Source organism: Flavobacterium sp. CAU 1735, assembly GCF_039888695.1.
GTDB lineage: Bacteria > Bacteroidota > Bacteroidia > Flavobacteriales > Flavobacteriaceae > Flavobacterium.
This window is the reverse complement of the sequence record NZ_JBDQQQ010000003.1, coordinates 44,106-62,889: the sequence shown is the minus strand read 5'-3', so window position 1 is coordinate 62,889 and position 18,784 is coordinate 44,106. Positions and strand designations below refer to the sequence as shown.

Here is an 18,784-nt window from a genome sequence, read left to right as displayed (position 1 = left end):
ATTTTCGTTCTATTTTAAAATTGAAAAAAATCGCATAAATCCAGTGTTCCCTGAACGCCCGAAAAATTGCCACCGGCATCCTGTTTTTCTTCCAGTACCACCAATCGCGATTTGTTGTTCTGCATCACCATAGCAACTACTACCGGTTGCCCATTACTTCGATACGATTCGGTGGTTCCGTGTTTGACCAGTTCCATACGCAGGATGGGCGGCGCGGCAAACGGAAATTCCACAAAATTGCTAAACGTTTCTTTGGTGATATTCTGAGCGACACCCAGCACTTGTCCGCTTAGATTACGGATAATCCCATCGATCGGGCCATCATAACCACTATTGGAATACCGATTCAGTGTCGGGAAAATAAATTTATAACCGGTTCGTCCCGACTGACTTATGGTTCCGGGCGAAAAAGACAATACGTCGTTAATCCACAAGCCCGGTTTATAGAAAAAAGACAAGGTATCCGGGCTGTTCTCCTGCGTAAAAGCATAGGACCCCAAAAGCTGCTGTGTCGTTTTTACCCGTACGTCCATATAGCGCGCCTGTCCGTTATAATACACGAATTCATAATCTTTGCTGATTGTCCCTCCTAATGTTTCATGCTGGTTGATTTTTAAAAGCGATCCATTGGAAACAATCTGAAGCGAATCTTCCTGTACCACACCCCGAATCACTATTTTTCCCGGTGCCTGTTCGTCGTAATACGGTAGCATATTGTTATCGCAGGACACCCAAAAAGTAGCGATTCCTCCCAAAAGACCTAGCTTCGTCAATGTTGTTTTATACATATAGTGTTGTTTTAAAAAACGGTATGCTTTTATTTATTTTTTGATGAATTTTATTTTTTCGGTTACGTTTCCATTTCCTACAACCGCAAAATAAATTCCGGCCTGTAAATGACTAACGGCGATCGCATCGGTAGAAAAACGGGCTTCTTTTACCAATATTCCGGATGCATTGTACACATAAACCGTAGCATTGGTCATATCGTTTGTACCCGATACAAATTCCAGATTATCGCTTACCGGGTTTTGTTTTAAGGCAAATTTTGTTGCAGAAACCTCCGCTACACCAAGAAGATCCGTAGCGGTAATACGTACCTGATCCACTTCGATTCCAACGCTGACCAAAGCATTCATAACCAAAGCAAAATGCACTTCCGTTTGTCCGGCAAACTGCGAAAGATCGACCTCATAATCATGGAAAAATTCGCCATCGTTTGTCGTACGAACCAACGATAAGGCGGTAGGTGTTCCGGTTTGTAAAACCATTGGATCGGCAGAGGTGCCTACATACACCAATAAATCACGGGTTCCGTCGTAGATAGCCGTTTGTGCATTGATGATCAATTTGATTGAACCGGTATAAAACGAAAGATCGATCACCGGAGAAACCGCCCAGTTGTTTTCGTCACCCGATAAAGGCGAACCGTTTGTCAGGTTAATATGATAGCTTCCCAATATGCTTTTTGTCCCGTCGATTACTTCGCCATTTCCGCCCATTTGTATGTTTTTACGGGAAATCCAGTTACTGCCGTTACCGTCCAGATCCTGTAATGACCAGTCGGAAACAGTACTGTTATTAAACGTTTCTTCCCAGATGGTAAATTGTGCCGAAGCTGTTGCCGACACCAAAGCAAATGCTGCTAATAGTAGTTGTTTTTTCATTTTTTTGTTTTTTAAAAGGCATGAGAAGCCACTACTTCTCATGCCGGTTTGTATTTTTTTACTAATCCTTATGGTATTAGAAATTGCTGAATTTTGTCCATCCGCTTGTCCATCCAGACTCCGTTTTAAAGGCTCCTGTATTTCCGGAAAGGTTAAATGATCCAAGATTAAAGAACGGTTGTGAAATTCCCAATGGTAAAGCCGGGTTATCGGTATAGGTGCTGTTTCCGAAACCTAAAGAAACCGTAGCCGGCGTTACGAAAGCATGAGCCGATACCGCACTCCATGAAGAACTTGAAGCTACAGAAGGTGCTTCCCAACGAATACCTGTATTATAACCGGTAACCGTTACATCCTGAAGTGAAATCTGACCTAAACGTCTTACGTGAATTGCATTTTCATATGCATTAGCATCAGCAGGGCTGCTCATTCCCACGATAGACATTTGAGAAATTACCGGTTTTGTGATGATCGTAGTAGCGGTACCGGAAGCGTTGTTGTCTAACTCGATTCCGTTAGAATCCGGATTTCCGGAACTGGTACTATGTGTTGAATTTTTATCGGCAATAGCGATCGCTTTCGTAATGCTTCCTGTATATCCTAAATCGAAATCGAAGTTATCGTCATCGGCAGCAAATGAAACCAAGTGTGTTGCACTTACTTTTCCACCGAAAAACTCATACGAGTCATCTCTTCCGTATGATACCTGAATGTGATCCACTTTAGTAGCGGCACCTACACCACCAAAAGTAAGTCCGTTGATTTCCACACCGTTTACAGCGTCAAGAATACGTCCTGCAAATTCGATACGGATATAACGTAACGTACCGGCATTGTGGTTAAGATTCGTACCACCGTAATAGAAATCACCTACGTTTGGCTGATCTCCTAAACCTTCGATTACGTTTGTATTCAAGCCATTGTTCACTTCGTCGTCACCTAATATAACAACACCTCCGAAATCACCTGGTGTAGCTCCGGTAGCAGCATTACCGTCTAACAGGTTGTAACTTGTAAAGATAATTGGCGCTTCAACAGTACCTTTAGCGTCAATTTGTCCTGATTTTGTAATTACCAATACTCCGGTAGCAATACCCGTAGCAAGTGGTTTTGCTTTGATAAAAGTTCCCGGCTGGATTGTTAATACAGCTCCGTTTTTAACGCGAACCACGCCTTCGATTTCCCAAACTTTGTCGTTTGTCCAGGTAGTGCTTGTTGTAATATCACCTGATACGGTTTGAACCGCAGCCGGATATCCGGTATAATCGGCACCGGAAGCCTGCATTTTAAAAGAAGAATCGGCAGAATCGTCATTCTGACACGAGAACAGCGTTAAAGCTGAGGCAACTAACAAAAAAAATTTTTTCATAATAATGTAATTTGTTGGTATATTTGCTGCTAGCTTAGTAGTAGGTCTTTGGGAAGGCAGCAATTTTCTTTCCTTAGACCTTTCTTTTTTTGAGGTCATCCCTCATTTTATACCTGATTTCCGTCTTTCCCCGCCAGGATTTTATTCGGGAGAAAGGTTTACAGCATCGGACTTCTTTTTGGCTATCTGACCGGCAGAACATAACTCGGAACGATAAACGCATTACTACCTTTTCGGCTTTCGTTTGCACGATGGTTGTCGTTATTCAACATTTTATACGTCGGACATTTTTCCTGCCTGATCTAAATTTTTCAAAGAAGCGGTTTTACAAAACAGTACCTATTTCTATCTATATTAGCTTTGTAACATTCAAAATATCACGCTATACCATCAGGCTTAACCGTTTCTTAATACCTGTAACACCGCTGTAATATTCGCATAACATTTTGTTAGGCAAGGCTTTAAAAACTATAATTAAGCGACACGCTGATTGTCCTTCCTGTAAAGGCTTTAAACAACTTTCTATCAATATTTTCATCGTAACGGTTTGTCGCCCCGGCACCAAGACTATACTGATCTCTCGGGTTCGAACCATACGCCGAATTCGTAATATGCGAATAGCTGTTTTTGTTGTTATACGTTTCAATCGGACTATCGAACAGGTTTTTCATATTGCATTTTAATTCCAGGTTTTTATTTTTCAAAAACTTACAACTTACCTGAACATCCGTTTGAGCATATGGCAGTCGGATTTCTTCGGCATCATAATCGAAACCGACCAAAATATATTGATCACCTGTGGCGTTATGGCGGATGCTAAATCCCAGACGGTCACCGATATAATCCAATCCGAGGTTATAGGTATACGGCGATTGCCCAAAAAGCGGACGATCAGCTTCATACAAACCTCCCGTTCCATCGATTTTTACATAGGAGGTTACTTTGGTTTTATTGATCGCAGCATTGGCATACAGGTAGATTTGTTCCAGGGCTTTTCCTTCGCCTAAAAACGACAGGTTTTTAAGGATTTCGGCTTCCAGTCCCCAAAGTTTGGCGCTATGGGAATTCATATTATAGATACTTCTCGAACCACCATCGCCACCAATTACCGTTACCGCTTCGATTGGATCCTGAATGTTTTTATGGTATAAGCCTACCGACATGATCTGTCCGAACGATGGAAACCATTCGTATTTCAAATCATAATTTTCCGATACGGACGATACAATTCCATCGGTCCAGTTGAGTACTTTAGCGCCGCGAACCGGATCGAAATACGGGATTTTTAAACGCTCCGAAAACTGCGGACGCATAACCGTTTTGGAATATCCCAAACGGATATTCGTTTTGCTATTCGGACTTATGGTTACATTGACTGATGGCAGGTATTGCCACACTTTATCGTCTTTTTGCGAACCTTCGAACTGCGCTGCATTGTCCGACTGACTCGAGATTTCTTTATACACATAACTTTCGGCACGCATTCCCCAAACCACGCGTACCCACGATCCGAATTTATGATCCAGCATCAGGAAAGGCGCATGGGTTATCACTTCACCTTCGTAGGCACTACCGTAGTAGTTTAGTTTTTCCCATCCGAAACCGCCGTAATAATAATGCGATCCGTCCAAAAGTTCCGATAACGGATAATACACATCTGCCCGATCCGATCCTTGTCCAACGACTTTTAAAAGGGAACGTTCCTGGAAATTGGTGGCGCGTTTATAGGTTCCGAAATAACCGGCTTTAATATCGTTTTTAACCGATCCGATGGAAAAGGAACGATTGATATTTGCACCAACGTTATAATCATCTTCACTATTGCTAAAATTGGCTCGGGCAATATTCGCACCCGGATTATACACCTGATGGTACAACAAGATATCGTCGCCTACTCTTTTGCGGAACTTGGTCAGAAAAGTGGCATCGCGGGTATCTTTGTCGACGCGACTATACGCCCCAAACCAGTTGACTTCAAAATCATTAAAACGATGGTTTCCTTCGATCTTGTTTTGTAAAAATGTTTGAAAAACCGGGTAGTTGGTTTCTTCCGTATCCGGCAGATCGGTTCCGTTTAAGATATCGTCTACACTACTCCCGTAATAATTCCAACCGGTAATTTGCGTGAGTTGGTTATCATAAATATGCAACAAGGTATTCCGCATGGTAATCCGGTTGTTTTTTAACTGAATTCCGGCGTTTAACATTCCACCCAAGGTCGAATTGAAATTATAGGACGCACCGGAATTTTTAAACCCGTATTTCTGAAGTGTGGAATAACCGCGATCGGTTTCGGGCGTAAAATACGAGTTGTGCATATAGGTTCCTCTTTCGGTATGATCAATATCCAGTGTGGTTTGTGTATTCCGAAACATAATCGAACCAACAAATCCCCAACGGTTGTTGTCTTTCATTTCAAAAGCCCGTCCTAACGCAAATTGTAATGACATTCCCGGGTCGGCTACGTTTTTATAGGTCGAAAAATTATCCTGTGTAAACTGTCGGGATTGTTGGAAAAAAGGTTCCGATCCGGCTTGTGCTGTTGGCGTCGGAATATGGACCAACGATGGATAGCTCCGCGTTCCGTCGTCAAAACCCAGATAATCAAAACGTCCGCGCTGTTTCGAGAGCTGTTCTTTAAACGTACTGCGGCTGTTATACGAATTCCCTACGGTAATACTGGTAAAATCTTCCCTTGGGATATCTTTGGTCTTCACTTCCACATAACCACCGGCAAAATTGGCATTCATATCGGGAGTCGCGGTTTTACTCACCACCACACTTTCTACCATAGCCGTCGGAATAATGTCGAAAGCAAAATTTTGTTGCTGCGCATCGGTACTCGGCAGATTCACGCCGTCCATTACCGCCTGATTCCAGCGTTCGCCCATTGAACGTACCACTACATATTTATCGTCAACCGTGGTAATCCCGGTGATTCGCTTTAGGGTACTTCCGACATCGTTATCCGGTGTACGGGAAATTTGTTCGGCCGAAATTCCATCGGAAAACTGAGCCGCTTTTCGTTGTTGTCGTAATAAACCTTCGGTAGACGCAGCCGATTTGTATTGCTGTACGCTGATGACCACCTCATTCAGTGCAATGTTTTTATGTGCACCCGACTTTAACGCTACGTTTAGCGGTGTCGTCTGACCTTCCTGAACCGGTACGTTTTCGATGAGCTGCGTGGTATACTCCTGAGCCGATATTTCCACGGCATAATTTCCGGGTTCCAGATCCAGTACAAAATCACCATTGTTATCCGTAAATGTGAGTTTAGCTCCGGGTTGCGTAAGCACCATCGCGTCATATAACGGCGCGCCATAACCGTCAACGACTCTACCGGTTATCCCTTGTTTTTTTTTTTTAGCCGCGTCCCTGTTGTGAACGGCAATATTATTTCCGTTACGTCTAAAATTTAAAGTGGTTAGCTGTTGCAATTCGCCCAGTAAAACGTCGATCGCTACATTTTCCTTTTTCAGCGTAATTCGGGGTGTATTGAGTGTTGTTGTATTCTGATAAATAAACCGATAAGGTGTTCTGGATTCCAGATTTTCGATAATCTCTTTCGGGGAAGCATTTTTATAATCGACCGATACGGTACCGGTTTGGGCCAGCAGATTGACCATTCCCAGAAAGTATCCGAAAAGCGTTAACCGGAACAAAGCCGGAAGTCGCTTGAAAATAGTGTTGTTCATGATTTGTAAAAGTGTTGTTTGTATTAAGCGTTAAAAATTGATTACAGTTTAGTCGCTAACAGTATAGCTTTGATTTCCGGTTTTGGTAATGGTAATACCCAAAGCAAACGACAGTGTTTCGAACATTTCCGGCAATTGCTGACGGGTGTGCAGTGTTCCGCGCATCGTGAGTTTTTTCAGATCCTCACGGGCATAGGTAATGGTTATTCCTTTAACCGGTTCCAATAACTGGAATACCTGTTCGAGCGTAAGACCATCAACATCCAGCAGCGTTTTTTTCCATTCCGGTTCCAGCAGTGTGATCTTTTGTTTTTTCAGACGCTCACTTGTGGGCATAAAAACGGCAGCATAGCCTCTTTCCAGAAAAACGGTTGTCGTACTGTTGGCGACTTTAACTTTTCCGGTACGAACCGCGACCACCGGTGCTTTTCCGTTATAAGCCTTTACGTTAAAAGACGTTCCCAATACTGTGGTTTCGATACGTCCGGAATGAATGATAAACGGTTTGGAAGGATCCCGTTTTACTTCGAAAAAAGCTTCCCCGGTTAACGTTACCTTTCGTTGTTTTCCATTAAAAGCCTCCGGATATTCCAGTTTCGAATTTTCATTGATCCAAACACGGGTACCGTCCGGTAATCGTAGTAAACGGACATCGTTCGGAAAGGTTTGGGTAATAATTGTCTTTTCGGGAAACAGGTTTTCAGTAAAAAGTAATTCATAGGCGACTACCGAAAGTAGCAAGGCGGCACAAGCAGCTGCAGCCCAACGTGACCATTTTACCGGTTGCTTAAAAGTAGCCTTTTGGATACGCTTCCACATACGGCGTTTGGTGTCTTCCGGTAACAATCCCTGTTGTGGAATCTCGTCCCAGATCTCTTTTAATCCATTCAATTTCATTGCATTTTTTTTTATGTTGCGCAACACACATTGGTGTTTTACTTACATTAGGAAGGAATTGCAGGAAATATCACGGGAGAAAAGCAGTCTTAATAATTATTTAAAAAAGCTGCCCGATCGGAAACATTGCGATAACAATGGTACTAGCGTTTCAAATCAAAAGTCGATATAAACGTGGTGAACAAACATCAGAAGAAACCAGTACAGTTCGTTATTTTTTACCGAATGTTTTTTGAGATATTGGAGTGTTTTGGAAATCTGGTTGGCTACGGCACCGGGGGTCATGTTCATTTCGGAAGCGATCTCTTTATAGCTGCGCTCCTCGAATTTGTGTAGTGTAAATATTTTGCGTCTTTTTTCGGGAATCTGGCGTAGTAACTGTTCGATTTGTTCAAATCGGGAATCGAGTACCTCATCCGATTCGTAGGTGGTATCCATTTCGGAAATGATCTGTTTTTCTTCGGTTGTAAAAATCCGATTCTGTTTTTGATACCATTTGGAGATTTCCTGTTTGGAGCTTTTAAACAATACCGATTCCAAGGCTACTTCCGGGTTGAGTTTTTTCCGGTAATTCCATAAATGGATAAAGACATTTTGGGTCACATCTTCGGCATCGGCGGGCTGTTTGGTATATTTCTTCACAAAGCAATACACTTTAAAGGCATACAGATCATAAATTTCCCGGAAACAAGATTCGTCATCTTCGCGTAACCTTATAATCAAATTAGCACTCATATTGCCCATAATTGTAGGTATGTATGCGTACAAAAATAACACAAACTGTCATCAATAATTGGAATCGTCGGATATTTAAAGATTTATTAATATATAAAAAAGTCGGCTATAAAGCCGACCTTTTACTAAGACTCATCTTCAACCAAAGCCGTTGGTGCATTTTGCTTTACGGAATCAATTCCAGTTTCACGAGCTTCTACAGATTGGTACATTTGACTGGTTCCGATAATTTCACCATTACCCGCTTTGAGGTTAAAATACAGCCTCCCGTCTTTCGCCGTTTCCCTTGCATAACGGGCATCCAATTGTGAGTTTTCACGTACCGATTTGATACCATTCAAACAACCTGCTTTGGCAGTATAGCCTTCGCTGGTAAGGATTACCTGTCCGTTGTTTGCTCTCAGATTAAACTGAAACTCATTGTTCGTTCTTCTTGTAATTACAAATGTTCCCATTGTTATAATTTTATTGTTACTAATTGACTACAATAGTATAGCGGCATTTGCTATAAAAATTACGGGTTTTCGCAAAAACACTTTTTTACGTTGCAAAATTTATAACACATCACCTTTATTTGTTTTTTGACAAAATCAATTTATAACCGATTCGTATACCGGAAGTTTGTCAGCGCGTCAAACACTATTTTCAAAACGAACGGCTTTGGCAACCGTCAGCACTTCGCGTCAAGGCATTCTGGCGATAGTACCCGGAAACATTCTGATTTTTATAGTACCTTCGCTTTATCATATCCAAATGTATGTCGAAAGCAACCCTTACCCGAATGTCTATACTCGAAAAATCCTTCGAACTGATCTACCGAAAAGGTTATCAGTCGACTAGTATCGACGATATCATCGCGACCACACAGGTTACGAAAGGTGCTTTTTACTATCATTTTAAAAATAAGGACGAAATGGCTTTGGCTTTGATCAACGACTATATGCGCCCGAATATGTACCAGGTAATGCTTCGTCCATTGGAACAAGCCGAAAAACCATTGGAAACCTTTTACGATATGATGCGGAATTTATTACACGACACGGATTTTTTTGATGTGCGCTACGGCTGTCCGGCGATTAATCTGATTGAAGAGATTGCGCCGCTAAACGAAAACTTTCGGGAAGCACTTTCCGTTTTGATGACCGACTGGAAATTGGCCATTGCCGACTGTATCCAATACGAACAACAGCAAAAAACCATTAGCCCGGACATCGATCCGCAGCAGATTGCGTTGTTTTTGATTTCCGGTTATGGCGGTATTCGCAATATCGGAAAACTGGAAGGTACCCAAAGCTACGAAAGCTATCTGAACGTTTTAAAAAGTTATCTGCGTAGTCTTAAACCAACTTTTTCAATATAAAAAGGCGGTCTATTTCGGTACGGGCATACGGCAATGCTTTCCGGTACCAGTCAGCTGCGGATTCACGATCACCTAGTCTTTCGTATCCATAGGCTTTGGCCGTTAGTAAGACAAACTTATTTTCGTTATCGAATAAGGATTCCATTTGATCAATTGCTTCTAATAACGCTGGCGTCATGGTGATATGCATTTCGGCAACAATACGATTAAGCCGTAACAAGGTTGATTCCGGTTGTAAATGTTCTAACTGTCGGTACAAATAGACGATCAACTGCCAATCGGTATCTTTAAAATCGGAAACGGTACAGTGTAACGAAGCGATCAAAGCTTCCAGATAATAGGCATTCAATTCTTTTTCCGGCCGCGCCTGATCCAGATAATAAAATCCTTCGGTTATAAACGTATGATCCCAAAGATTTCGGTTTTGTTCAGCCAATGTAAGCCATTCACCGGTAGTCGTAATCCGTGCCGGAAAACGCGCAATGTTAAAAAACAATAATGCCAGCAATCCGTTTGTCTCGGAATTTCCCGTATCATATTCCCGTACGATTTTAGCCAGACGGATGGCTTCATAACACAGATCGGTATTAATCCCGCTGCTTCCTTTGGTTGTTTTATAACCTTCGTTAAACAACAAATACAAAGAAGTATGCAGTAACGCAAAGTGTTTCCGAATATCATCTTTGTCGGGATTTTCAAATACGTACTTTTTATTTTTGAGTGCTGCTTTGGCTCGATACAGGGCTTTTTTAACCGCCTCCCGAGACATCAGTAAAGCATTCGCAATTTCACCGATCCCAAAACCGCAAAGCACCTGTAAGGTAATGATGATTTTCTTTTGTGGAGTAAGATCCAGTCGGCAACAAGCCAGCAACAAACACAACTGACTATCACTTATTTCATAATCCGAAAAAACAAGTTCCGGTGCCATCGTATCATTAAAATCGGATGTTGCGACAGTTGTAGTTTTACTATCACGTTTTAGTATATTAATCGTTTTATTCCGAGCGACTTTCATCAGCCAGGCAGCAGGATTATCCGGAACACCGGTATACCGCCATTTTTGAATTGCCGATTCAAAAGTGTCCTGAATCGCATCGGTAATACAATCCAGTTTATCGATTCCGTAAAGTCGTATCAATACGGCAGTCATCTTTCCCGCATTTTCACGGAAAAGATGTGCCGTTAAACGGTTAACCGGTTGTTTATCCGCCGTATTCTTCATCGGCAGCTATAATCGGTCGGACTTCCACCATTGCACCAAGCTCCAGAGACGGACATCCTTTGGCAATTTCCCTAGCTTCGTCGAGCGAACTTGCCAAAAGGAAATAAAACCCACTAATACATTCTTTAGTTTCGATAAAAGGACCATCGGTAACAATCCGCTCTTTTCCGCGAATACAGCAGCCTTCCGCATCCAATGGATTCCCTTCTTTAAAGTGTCCCTTTTCGATTAACGATTCCACCCATTGCATGTGTTTTTCGATATCTTCCTGCATTTCTTGTGCTGTAAGACTACCGTAATTTATGTTTTCACGGATCAGCATTAAAAATTCTTTCATGATTTTCGTTTTTAAATTAATACTATTCCTATAACAATTCACCCGTTTAAAAAGGGACAATTTAATCTATTTTTTTTCTGTTTTCAGATCGATCAAAAATGGTTTTAGTCGGATTCCGTCTTTATTTCTGAAATTTACCGTAGCCGTCGACTGATAGTGATTCCACGGTTGTAATTCGGTTTCAAAACGAAACGAACGTCCATCATCCGAAAAACCGATTACTTTTGAAATCCGCAATACATGACTTTCTCCTAGCGGACCGAAGTCAAATCCCCGGAAATTTTTATCCATTTCTTCCGAGAATGTCAACGTTACCGTAAGCGGACCGGATGGCACTAACCCGTTTTCTCCAGCAGCTTCCGATAGTTTCATGTCGATTATCGTGGGTCTTATTCTTTCATAATCCGCTTTAAGCTGTGCAAGTGTTCCTGGGAAGAAACCGGTACTGTTTACCAGATTATCAATCTGTTCCGGCTCATTATAATCCAGTTCGATAAGCGTTTTGATGGCCTGTTTTTTATCTTTTGCCTGATCGTAATATTTTTCGCAAATCGCATAACCGATATAATAGCCCAGATCCCTTTCTTTTAATTCATTCTGATTGGTTCCCCAAAGCCAGTTATAAGTCGTTTCGATATGCTGCATGTCTTTTACGAATACTGCTTTAACCCGTGCTTCATTCTTTTTTCCGAACGCTATCGCCGGCGTATAAGACGGTTTTCCGGTAACTTTAGTCGAAATAAACTCAGCCACCCCTTCATACAAACAATAATACAATAGGTTATCGACCATGTCTTTTTGCTGCGTATGCACATATTCGTGCGTACATAACAATCCGATATCGTCTATCGGGTTCAGGTTTTTATAATACGAATGCAGGTATTTCGGAAGCGCATCGGTATTTACATTCCGGTCCGACAACGCCATTTCACTTCCAATGAGTACTTTTCCATTCGAAATCGTTCCGTTTGTACGGAAAACGCCTACCGTAAAATAAATCGGAGCCGGTCGTAATTCCGGATAAGCCTTTTTTAATCGGGCAATATTTTTTTGGATTTCCGGACTTACTTTTTTGACCGAAAGTGTATTTTCCCGAATCGTTTTCCAGAAATCCGGATACTTTTTAATGGCGTCGATATACTCTTTTGCTGTATAACGTCTGCGTTGTTTTATGGCTTCGAGTCCTTCGGTTCCGCTGTCGAAATACAACTTTTGCAACAATTCATACTGACGCGCACTATCGGGTGTTGCGACAATCGCATCATAAGCTTCCCAGAAATGATCAATATCAGAAGAAATGATTTCCGTTTTTAGTTTTTGGCCGTATGATACGGATAACGATAGCAAACTCAAACAAAGGATAACGTTTTTTTTCATGGTATATAATTAATCATTTAAAGATAGTCGACTCGTTTTTATTGATCTACAAATAACGTATTTTCTTTCATTTTAATATTTGATCAAAAAAAACATACTAATCAGTATGTTTTTTTAGTTATCTTTGAAACACAAATTTACAAAAGCATGTATTCCGTACTTCTACCACTTCATTCTGTAATCCGCTGGTTGGTATTGATCAGTCTTTTGATTACAATCGGAAAATCCATTTTGGGTTACTATAAACAATCCGTTTTTTCGAAAACCGACAATCGTTTACGGCATTGGACGGCTACTTTTTCCCATATACAACTCCTGATCGGAATGCTGCTTTATACACAAAGTCCGTTTGTAACCTATTTTTACGACACCTATAAATCCGGAAACCTGAATACAGAAGCATTGTTTTTTGGTGTTATTCATATTATATTGATGTTTATTGCAATACTTTTTATTTCGATCGGATCGTCTAAAGCCAAACGAATAACCTCCGACAAGGAAAAATACAAAACGATACTGATCTGGTTTTCTTTGGGATTGTTACTGATATTTCTGGCGATCCCGTGGCCATTTTCGCCTTTGGCTGTCCGACCTTTACTACGTCCATTCTAATTCCTGAATTTTTTATAGCTACCATAAAAAAAGCCGGCATAAAGCCGGCTTTGTCTCCTTTAAAAAAGGAATTATTTTTTAGACCATTCTAAGATAGAGTCTTTATTCATTTTTACGTAATCACCGTTGTTTGCTTTTTCAGCGCTTGCCTGTGATAATTTTGCTGTTTCGATCGCTCCTTTTTTATCTCCTAATTTCGCCTGAATCAATGATTTTAGACGTAGGTACCAGAAAGGCGCATCTTTTTCCATTCCAACTGCTTTGTTTACCCATTCCAATGCTTTGTTCATATCGCCTCCGGACTGGTAGTAATACTGTGCTGAAGAAAAATAATCGTTAGCCGTTGGTCCCGCTAAAGCACCTTCGATGCTCTTCATAGCGATTTTTTGTGTTGGTACTGTAAATTTAACGGCTACCAATGTTTTTTCCCATGAAATTTCAAGGCTTCCGTTATCGTTATCTACATTATTAACTGCAATGGTAAACGTTTCTACTTTTCTACCTAATGTTTCCGGTTTAACCGTAGTACGCAACGCTACTTTCGAATCGTCCCATTTTTCAGGAGTTCCCCAGTTGTTCGTATCGGTATAGAAAATCACATCCCATGAATCTGCTTTTGGCAACGTATAAAGGGCGTATTTTCCTTTTTTCAGTGTTTTTCCGTCGATCACAACATCATCATCGAAAGAAATAGTAGTATTGGCATTGGCACCGGTTCTCCATACTTTTCCGTAAGGAACCAATTCACCAAAAACAGCTCTTCCTTTAGAACTCGGACGGGAATAATCCAATTCTACTTGTGTTAAACCTACAACCTGTTCCAATTCTGCTTTTGGACTGGCCTGTGGCGTTTTTACCTGAGCTTGAATCGCTAGAGTAGCCATAAAAAAAGCTGCAGTAATAATAATTCTCTTCATAACTATTTTGTTTATTTGCGAACGAATTTACTAAAAAAACACACTTTAAATGTTAATTTTAATTTAAAAGAAAAAACCATCCGACCGGTATCGATCCGAATCGCAAACATTTGTAATTTTGTTTTAAATGAGGCTATATACCCTACATACCCGCCAAAAACTACCGGTTTCACTAGACGAAGCCTGGGCTTTTTTTTCGGATCCGTCGAATCTCAATACGATCACACCCGAAGACATGAAATTCCAAACCCTTTCGGGCGACGATCGGAAGATGTTTGCCGGCCAGATCATTCACTATAAAATCAGCCCGTTTCGCGGTATTCAGCTACAATGGGTAACGGAAATCACCCATGTGGAACCGAATGCTTTTTTTGTAGACGAACAACGATTCGGTCCTTATAAATTCTGGCATCACAAGCATTTTTTCAAAGAGATCGACGGTGGTATCGAAATGGAGGATCTTATTCATTATCAGGTTCCTTTTGGTTTTATCGGAAATCTGTTCCATCCGTTACTCGTCCGACCAAAACTAAAGGCTATATTCGACTACCGAAAAAACAAACTGGAACAATTATTCGGCCGTTATCCCGGCTAAACAACTGTCATTTTATATGCAAAATACGATCTCTATTTTCTGGTTTCGGAGAGACCTGCGGTTAAACGATAATACCGGACTGTTTCACGCCCTTAACAGCGAACTTCCGGTGTTACCCATTTTTATTTTCGACATCAGCATCCTTTCTCAGTTACCCACCAATGATGCCCGGGTTGGTTTTATCCACAACCTACTCGATCAGATGCAACAGCAACTCTCGAAATCGGGAAAATCACTGGCTGTTTTTTATGGTGATCCTGTTAGCATTTTTCAAAAACTGATCCACGAAAATAACATTGCTACCGTTTATACTAATCACGATTACGAACCATCGGCGCGCAAACGGGACACGGCTGTTTATAACCTTTTAAAAGAAAACAACATTGCTTTTAAAACGGCTAAAGATCAGGTTATTTTTGAAAAAAGTGAGGTCGTAAAAGACGACGGCACGCCCTATGTGGTCTATACACCTTATTCTAAAAAGTGGAAAGAGCATTTTTATAAAACGACTATTCACCATTATCCATCGGAAACCGTTCTGGGAAATATAGTGTCACACGACTATCCGTTTTTAAGTCTGCATGACATCGGATTTCAATCGTCCAAAATCACGGTTCCCACTTTTGACGTTTCGGAAAAGTTAGTCGAAAACTACGAAGACACGCGCAACTTCCCGGCTATTTCCGGTACCTCTTTATTAGGACCGCACCTACGCTTCGGATCGGTGAGCATCCGACAAATGGTGCGCTTAGCGGCCGGGTTTAAAAATCAGACCTTTTTAAACGAATTGATCTGGCGGGAGTTTTTTATGCAGATCTTATGGCACTTTCCACATACGATTCACCGTAGTTTTAAAGAAAAATACGACGCTATCCAATGGAGCAATAACGAAGACTTATTTCGGAAATGGTGCGAAGGTCAAACCGGCTATCCGTTTGTCGACGCCGGAATGCGCGAACTGAATACCACCGGACATATGCACAACAGAGTCCGTATGATTGTAGCCAGTTTTCTGTGTAAACATCTTTTAATCGACTGGCGTTGGGGCGAAACCTATTTCGCTCAGAAATTACTCGACTACGAACAGTCCAGCAATGTTGGTAACTGGCAATGGGCCGCCGGATCGGGTGTGGATGCCGCACCGTATTTTCGAATCTTTAACCCAACCGAACAAATCAAAAAGTTCGACAAAGATCTTATCTATATCAAAAAATGGATTCCGGAACTCGGAACCGAAACCTATCCGTTACCTATCGTCGATCACAAAACGGCACGTGAAAAATGCCTGACAACCTATAAAAAAGCCGTAGGATAATCCACGGCTCCTATACGATTAGCGTTGTTTTATTTGGGAAACGATCTGATAATTGATCTCATCAAAATGTCCGATTTCATGATCAGCTTCCGACAAATCCTGTAGTTTGGAATTGATACTGTTATACGCCAGACAAAATATACCCGCCGCTTTCGAAGCTTTGATACCATTAGTACTATCTTCGATTACGATACAATGTTCGATTGGAGCAACCGACAAAGACGCTGCGTGTAGAAAAATAGCCGGATGCGGTTTGGATTTTGGAAAATCTTCGCCACTAACCGTATGGGTAAAATACGGATGCAATTCAAAACGGTTAAACACTCTTTCGATCGTTCCTTTGGAAGCCGAAGAAGCCAGAATGAGTTGCATACCATTTCCGTGAAGATCAACGATCAACTTTCGGACTCCATCAATCAGTTCCAAATCTTCTTTGGTATCGAAAGCATCGTTAAAAAGGAAACGTTTCCGCAGAATCAATTCTTCCACATCGTGTTGCAGCTTAAAACTTTCTTTTAATTTCTGAAACACATTTCGGGTAGAATTCCCGGTAAAAGAAGCATACATTTCTTCCGAAACGTCGATTCCTAATTCTGAAAAGTGTTTATAATAAGCATATTTATGAACGGGTTCTGTGTCGACAATCACGCCATCCATATCAAAAATTACGGTCTTAACCATTGTGTGTTGTTATTTTTTACAAAAGTACGCTTTATTCCAGTATCCCTTTCCGGTTGTAAAAAAGATATTTCCGATTAAACTTTTTCGGTTATCTTTAGTCTAAATCATAAAAACAGTCAGTTTGCAGGACGAAGCTCTTTTTATCCGCCAGTTACTCGATCCGAAGACGCAAAACGAAGCGTTTCGCCGGTTATTGACCGAATACCAACGGCCATTGTACCGTCATATCCGGAATATAGTACTGGATCACGACGATACCGACGACGTACTGCAAAATACCTTTATCAAGATTTTTAACAATCTAAAACACTTTAAAGGAGAAAGCAAACTGTTTTCCTGGATGTATCGTATTGCAACCAACGAAGCGATCACCTTTATCAACCAACGCGCCCGGAAAGCGGGAATCAGCAATGAAGAATTGCAATCGAAAGCCGTAGGCAAACTGGAAGCCGATGTGAATTACGACGGTGACGAAATTCAGTTAAAACTGCAAAAAGCAGTCGCCACTTTACCGGAAAAACAACAGTTGGTTTTTAAGATGAAATATTTTGAAGAGCTGAAATACGAAGCCATATCGGAGATCCTCGGCACTTCGGTGGGTGCCTTAAAAGCCTCGTATCATCATGCGGTAAAAAAAATTGAAGAATATTTGAATTCCGTTTAAACCTTTCAATCGGAAATTTGTCAAATAAATAACAGGAATAGGAAATAACGCTATTAAAATTCACAAATAGTGTTAGCGAAGAACGAAAAATGAGAATAATGAAAAAGTTTAATTTAGAAAACGATCCGAAAATTACCTCCGGTTTTACCACTCCGGAGCCGTATTTCGACCAGCTGGAAGCCCGTATTATGGACCGACTGTCGCAACCGGAAACCAAAGTAATTCCGTTATGGCGTCGCAGCAGTGTATGGATGTCGAGCATCGCGGCCACTCTTTTACTGGCCGGCGGATTGACGATCTATTACAACAGCCAATCCAATCCGGTGACTTCTTTAGACGATGCTACGGTGGAAACCTATTTGCAGGCGAATGTGAATTCGTATGATCTTATCCAGCATTTGGATGAAAACGACATTCAGGCGTTGGAAAAATCGATCGTTTTAAACAATGATGCGGTAGAAGCGTATCTGTCCGATCACAACAATTTAGACCTTTATTTAAATGAATAATGCCATGACTATAAAACGAATCCTACCCTTTCTATTGTTATTGCTGTCCGTTACGGTTTTCGGACAGGGTTTTAGAGAAAAAAGAGAGCAGATCAAACAGTTAAAAGTCGCTTTTATCACGACCGAATTAGGTTTGACAACGGAAGAAGCAACTAAATTCTGGCCGATTTACAATACTTTTGACGAAAGACAATTTGAATTACGCCATAAAAAAATGCGTGTTTTTCAAAGCAATATGGATGAAGGAGCCATCGATAAAATGAGTGAGAAAGAAGCCTTGGTATTTCTGAATCAGATGGAAAATACCGAAGAAGAACTTTTTAACCTGAAACTTAAATTTATTGCCGATCTGAAAACCGTGATCAGTCCGACAAAAATTTTAAAACTCAAAAAGGCAGAAGACGATTTTAACCGGAAACTTTTACGACAAATGAAAGACCGCGGAAGATAATAAAAAGGAGCTTTTTTTATTAGGAAACCTGCTTAGATGTTGCAAAACATCGGCAGGTTTTTGTTTTTATAGACACTCTAAACCTGACAGGTTTATTAACGTTGCACTGAGAAACCTGTTTAGTTCTAAACTTGACCGGTTTTTAGCGTTGTGCAGAGAAACCTGTCAGGTTTTAAATAGTCATTATGTATATATAATATCCCGAAACCTGTCAGGTTTATTTACGTTGCACCGAGAAACCTGTTTAGTTCTAAACCTGACCGGTTTTTAGCGTTGTGCAGAGAAACCTGTCAGGTTTTACTAGTACTCATACATATACAAAACCTCACTGAAACCTGTCAGGTTTTTTACTATGCGCTGAGAAACCTGACCGGT

19 protein-coding genes are annotated in these 18,784 nt (G+C 41.0%); 7 read left to right on the top strand and 12 right to left on the bottom strand.

The window, feature by feature from the left end; all coding sequences use genetic code 11:
• Nucleotides 1-14: 14 nt before the first annotated feature.
• The 7 genes from AAFN64_RS09225 to AAFN64_RS09195 form a co-directional block, all read right to left on the bottom strand.
• Nucleotides 15-788 (bottom strand): hypothetical protein, encoded by a 774-nt coding sequence (locus AAFN64_RS09225; RefSeq protein WP_347760205.1) that lies wholly within the window; start codon nt 786-788, stop codon nt 15-17.
• A gap of 33 nt (nt 789-821) precedes the next feature.
• The gene (locus AAFN64_RS09220; protein ID WP_347760204.1) at nt 822-1,667 is read right to left on the bottom strand and encodes a T9SS type A sorting domain-containing protein; all 846 of its coding nucleotides are present in this window, start codon (nt 1,665-1,667) and stop codon (nt 822-824) included.
• A 76-nt stretch (nt 1,668-1,743) separates the two neighbouring features.
• On the bottom strand, nt 1,744-3,036 hold the full coding sequence (locus AAFN64_RS09215) for a hypothetical protein (RefSeq protein ID WP_300491761.1): 1,293 nt from the start codon (nt 3,034-3,036) through the stop codon (nt 1,744-1,746).
• Between the two features lie 461 nt (nt 3,037-3,497).
• Complete coding sequence (locus AAFN64_RS09210; protein ID WP_300491763.1) at nt 3,498-6,734, bottom strand: TonB-dependent receptor; 3,237 nt, start codon at nt 6,732-6,734, stop codon at nt 3,498-3,500.
• 48 nt (nt 6,735-6,782) lie between these two features.
• Nucleotides 6,783-7,631: a FecR domain-containing protein gene (locus AAFN64_RS09205; protein WP_347760203.1), complete on the bottom strand. Its 849-nt coding sequence runs from the start codon at nt 7,629-7,631 to the stop codon at nt 6,783-6,785.
• Between the two features lie 156 nt (nt 7,632-7,787).
• Complete coding sequence (locus AAFN64_RS09200; RefSeq protein ID WP_300491767.1) at nt 7,788-8,366, bottom strand: sigma-70 family RNA polymerase sigma factor; 579 nt, start codon at nt 8,364-8,366, stop codon at nt 7,788-7,790.
• 125 nt (nt 8,367-8,491) lie between these two features.
• Complete coding sequence (locus AAFN64_RS09195) at nt 8,492-8,821, bottom strand: YegP family protein (protein ID WP_347760202.1); 330 nt, start codon at nt 8,819-8,821, stop codon at nt 8,492-8,494.
• A gap of 302 nt (nt 8,822-9,123) precedes the next feature.
• On the opposite strand from AAFN64_RS09195, the gene AAFN64_RS09190 reads away from it, so the two are divergent.
• Nucleotides 9,124-9,726, top strand: a complete 603-nt coding sequence (locus AAFN64_RS09190) for a TetR/AcrR family transcriptional regulator (protein ID WP_347760201.1) — start codon at nt 9,124-9,126, stop codon at nt 9,724-9,726.
• Here AAFN64_RS09190 and AAFN64_RS09185 read toward each other — a convergent pair.
• From AAFN64_RS09185 to AAFN64_RS09175, 3 genes are all read right to left on the bottom strand, one after another.
• Nucleotides 9,704-10,951, bottom strand: coding sequence for a sigma-70 family RNA polymerase sigma factor (locus tag AAFN64_RS09185; RefSeq protein ID WP_347760200.1), 1,248 nt, complete (start codon nt 10,949-10,951; stop codon nt 9,704-9,706). The genes AAFN64_RS09190 and AAFN64_RS09185 overlap by 23 nt on opposite strands.
• Nucleotides 10,932-11,288 carry a YciI family protein gene (locus tag AAFN64_RS09180; RefSeq protein ID WP_347760199.1) on the bottom strand — a complete coding sequence of 119 codons (357 nt, stop codon included), beginning with the start codon at nt 11,286-11,288 and terminating at the stop codon, nt 10,932-10,934. Before AAFN64_RS09180 ends, AAFN64_RS09185 begins: the two co-directional genes overlap by 20 nt.
• 66 nt (nt 11,289-11,354) lie before the next feature.
• The gene (locus AAFN64_RS09175; protein WP_347760198.1) at nt 11,355-12,665 is read right to left on the bottom strand and encodes a DUF2268 domain-containing putative Zn-dependent protease; all 1,311 of its coding nucleotides are present in this window, start codon (nt 12,663-12,665) and stop codon (nt 11,355-11,357) included.
• Between the two features lie 147 nt (nt 12,666-12,812).
• On the opposite strand from AAFN64_RS09175, the gene AAFN64_RS09170 reads away from it, so the two are divergent.
• Entirely contained in the window at nt 12,813-13,277 is a 465-nt protein-coding gene (locus AAFN64_RS09170) for a hypothetical protein (RefSeq protein WP_300491778.1), read from the top strand.
• Nucleotides 13,278-13,348: 71 nt separating this feature from the next.
• Here AAFN64_RS09170 and AAFN64_RS09165 read toward each other — a convergent pair whose 3' ends face one another.
• Complete coding sequence (locus AAFN64_RS09165) at nt 13,349-14,194, bottom strand: DUF2911 domain-containing protein (protein ID WP_300491780.1); 846 nt, start codon at nt 14,192-14,194, stop codon at nt 13,349-13,351.
• Between the two features lie 127 nt (nt 14,195-14,321).
• Between AAFN64_RS09165 and AAFN64_RS09160 the strand changes: the two genes are divergently transcribed.
• The gene (locus tag AAFN64_RS09160) at nt 14,322-14,789 is read left to right on the top strand and encodes an SRPBCC family protein (protein ID WP_300491782.1); all 468 of its coding nucleotides are present in this window, start codon (nt 14,322-14,324) and stop codon (nt 14,787-14,789) included.
• A gap of 16 nt (nt 14,790-14,805) precedes the next feature.
• Complete coding sequence (locus tag AAFN64_RS09155; RefSeq protein WP_347760197.1) at nt 14,806-16,104, top strand: deoxyribodipyrimidine photo-lyase; 1,299 nt, start codon at nt 14,806-14,808, stop codon at nt 16,102-16,104.
• Nucleotides 16,105-16,122: 18 nt separating this feature from the next.
• On the opposite strand, the gene AAFN64_RS09150 is transcribed toward AAFN64_RS09155, so the two are convergent.
• Nucleotides 16,123-16,785: an HAD family hydrolase gene (locus AAFN64_RS09150; RefSeq protein WP_347760196.1), complete on the bottom strand. Its 663-nt coding sequence runs from the start codon at nt 16,783-16,785 to the stop codon at nt 16,123-16,125.
• Between the two features lie 121 nt (nt 16,786-16,906).
• On the opposite strand from AAFN64_RS09150, the gene AAFN64_RS09145 reads away from it, so the two are divergent.
• From AAFN64_RS09145 to AAFN64_RS09135, 3 genes are all read left to right on the top strand, one after another.
• The gene (locus AAFN64_RS09145) at nt 16,907-17,449 is read left to right on the top strand and encodes an RNA polymerase sigma factor (protein WP_300491788.1); all 543 of its coding nucleotides are present in this window, start codon (nt 16,907-16,909) and stop codon (nt 17,447-17,449) included.
• 98 nt (nt 17,450-17,547) lie between these two features.
• Complete coding sequence (locus AAFN64_RS09140; RefSeq protein ID WP_300491790.1) at nt 17,548-17,958, top strand: hypothetical protein; 411 nt, start codon at nt 17,548-17,550, stop codon at nt 17,956-17,958.
• 4 nt (nt 17,959-17,962) lie between these two features.
• On the top strand, nt 17,963-18,409 hold the full coding sequence (locus AAFN64_RS09135; protein WP_300491792.1) for a sensor of ECF-type sigma factor: 447 nt from the start codon (nt 17,963-17,965) through the stop codon (nt 18,407-18,409).
• The last annotated feature ends 375 nt before the right edge of the window (nt 18,410-18,784 follow it).

Excerpts from the sequence above, each read along its gene's own strand:
- AAFN64_RS09225 (WP_347760205.1), bottom strand. The coding sequence starts at position 788 with ATGTATAAAACAACATTGACGAAGCTAGGTCTTTTGGGAGGAATCGCT.
- AAFN64_RS09220 (WP_347760204.1), bottom strand. The coding sequence starts at position 1,667 with ATGAAAAAACAACTACTATTAGCAGCATTTGCTTTGGTGTCGGCAACA.
- AAFN64_RS09215 (WP_300491761.1), bottom strand. The coding sequence starts at position 3,036 with ATGAAAAAATTTTTTTTGTTAGTTGCCTCAGCTTTAACGCTGTTCTCG.
- AAFN64_RS09210 (WP_300491763.1), bottom strand. The coding sequence starts at position 6,734 with ATGAACAACACTATTTTCAAGCGACTTCCGGCTTTGTTCCGGTTAACG.
- AAFN64_RS09205 (WP_347760203.1), bottom strand. The coding sequence starts at position 7,631 with ATGAAATTGAATGGATTAAAAGAGATCTGGGACGAGATTCCACAACAG.
- AAFN64_RS09200 (WP_300491767.1), bottom strand. The coding sequence starts at position 8,366 with ATGAGTGCTAATTTGATTATAAGGTTACGCGAAGATGACGAATCTTGT.
- AAFN64_RS09195 (WP_347760202.1), bottom strand. The coding sequence starts at position 8,821 with ATGGGAACATTTGTAATTACAAGAAGAACGAACAATGAGTTTCAGTTT.
- AAFN64_RS09190 (WP_347760201.1), top strand. The coding sequence starts at position 9,124 with ATGTCGAAAGCAACCCTTACCCGAATGTCTATACTCGAAAAATCCTTC.
- AAFN64_RS09185 (WP_347760200.1), bottom strand. The coding sequence starts at position 10,951 with ATGAAGAATACGGCGGATAAACAACCGGTTAACCGTTTAACGGCACAT.
- AAFN64_RS09180 (WP_347760199.1), bottom strand. The coding sequence starts at position 11,288 with ATGAAAGAATTTTTAATGCTGATCCGTGAAAACATAAATTACGGTAGT.
- AAFN64_RS09175 (WP_347760198.1), bottom strand. The coding sequence starts at position 12,665 with ATGAAAAAAAACGTTATCCTTTGTTTGAGTTTGCTATCGTTATCCGTA.
- AAFN64_RS09170 (WP_300491778.1), top strand. The coding sequence starts at position 12,813 with ATGTATTCCGTACTTCTACCACTTCATTCTGTAATCCGCTGGTTGGTA.
- AAFN64_RS09165 (WP_300491780.1), bottom strand. The coding sequence starts at position 14,194 with ATGAAGAGAATTATTATTACTGCAGCTTTTTTTATGGCTACTCTAGCG.
- AAFN64_RS09160 (WP_300491782.1), top strand. The coding sequence starts at position 14,322 with ATGAGGCTATATACCCTACATACCCGCCAAAAACTACCGGTTTCACTA.
- AAFN64_RS09155 (WP_347760197.1), top strand. The coding sequence starts at position 14,806 with ATGCAAAATACGATCTCTATTTTCTGGTTTCGGAGAGACCTGCGGTTA.
- AAFN64_RS09150 (WP_347760196.1), bottom strand. The coding sequence starts at position 16,785 with ATGGTTAAGACCGTAATTTTTGATATGGATGGCGTGATTGTCGACACA.
- AAFN64_RS09140 (WP_300491790.1), top strand. The coding sequence starts at position 17,548 with ATGAAAAAGTTTAATTTAGAAAACGATCCGAAAATTACCTCCGGTTTT.
- AAFN64_RS09135 (WP_300491792.1), top strand. The coding sequence starts at position 17,963 with ATGACTATAAAACGAATCCTACCCTTTCTATTGTTATTGCTGTCCGTT.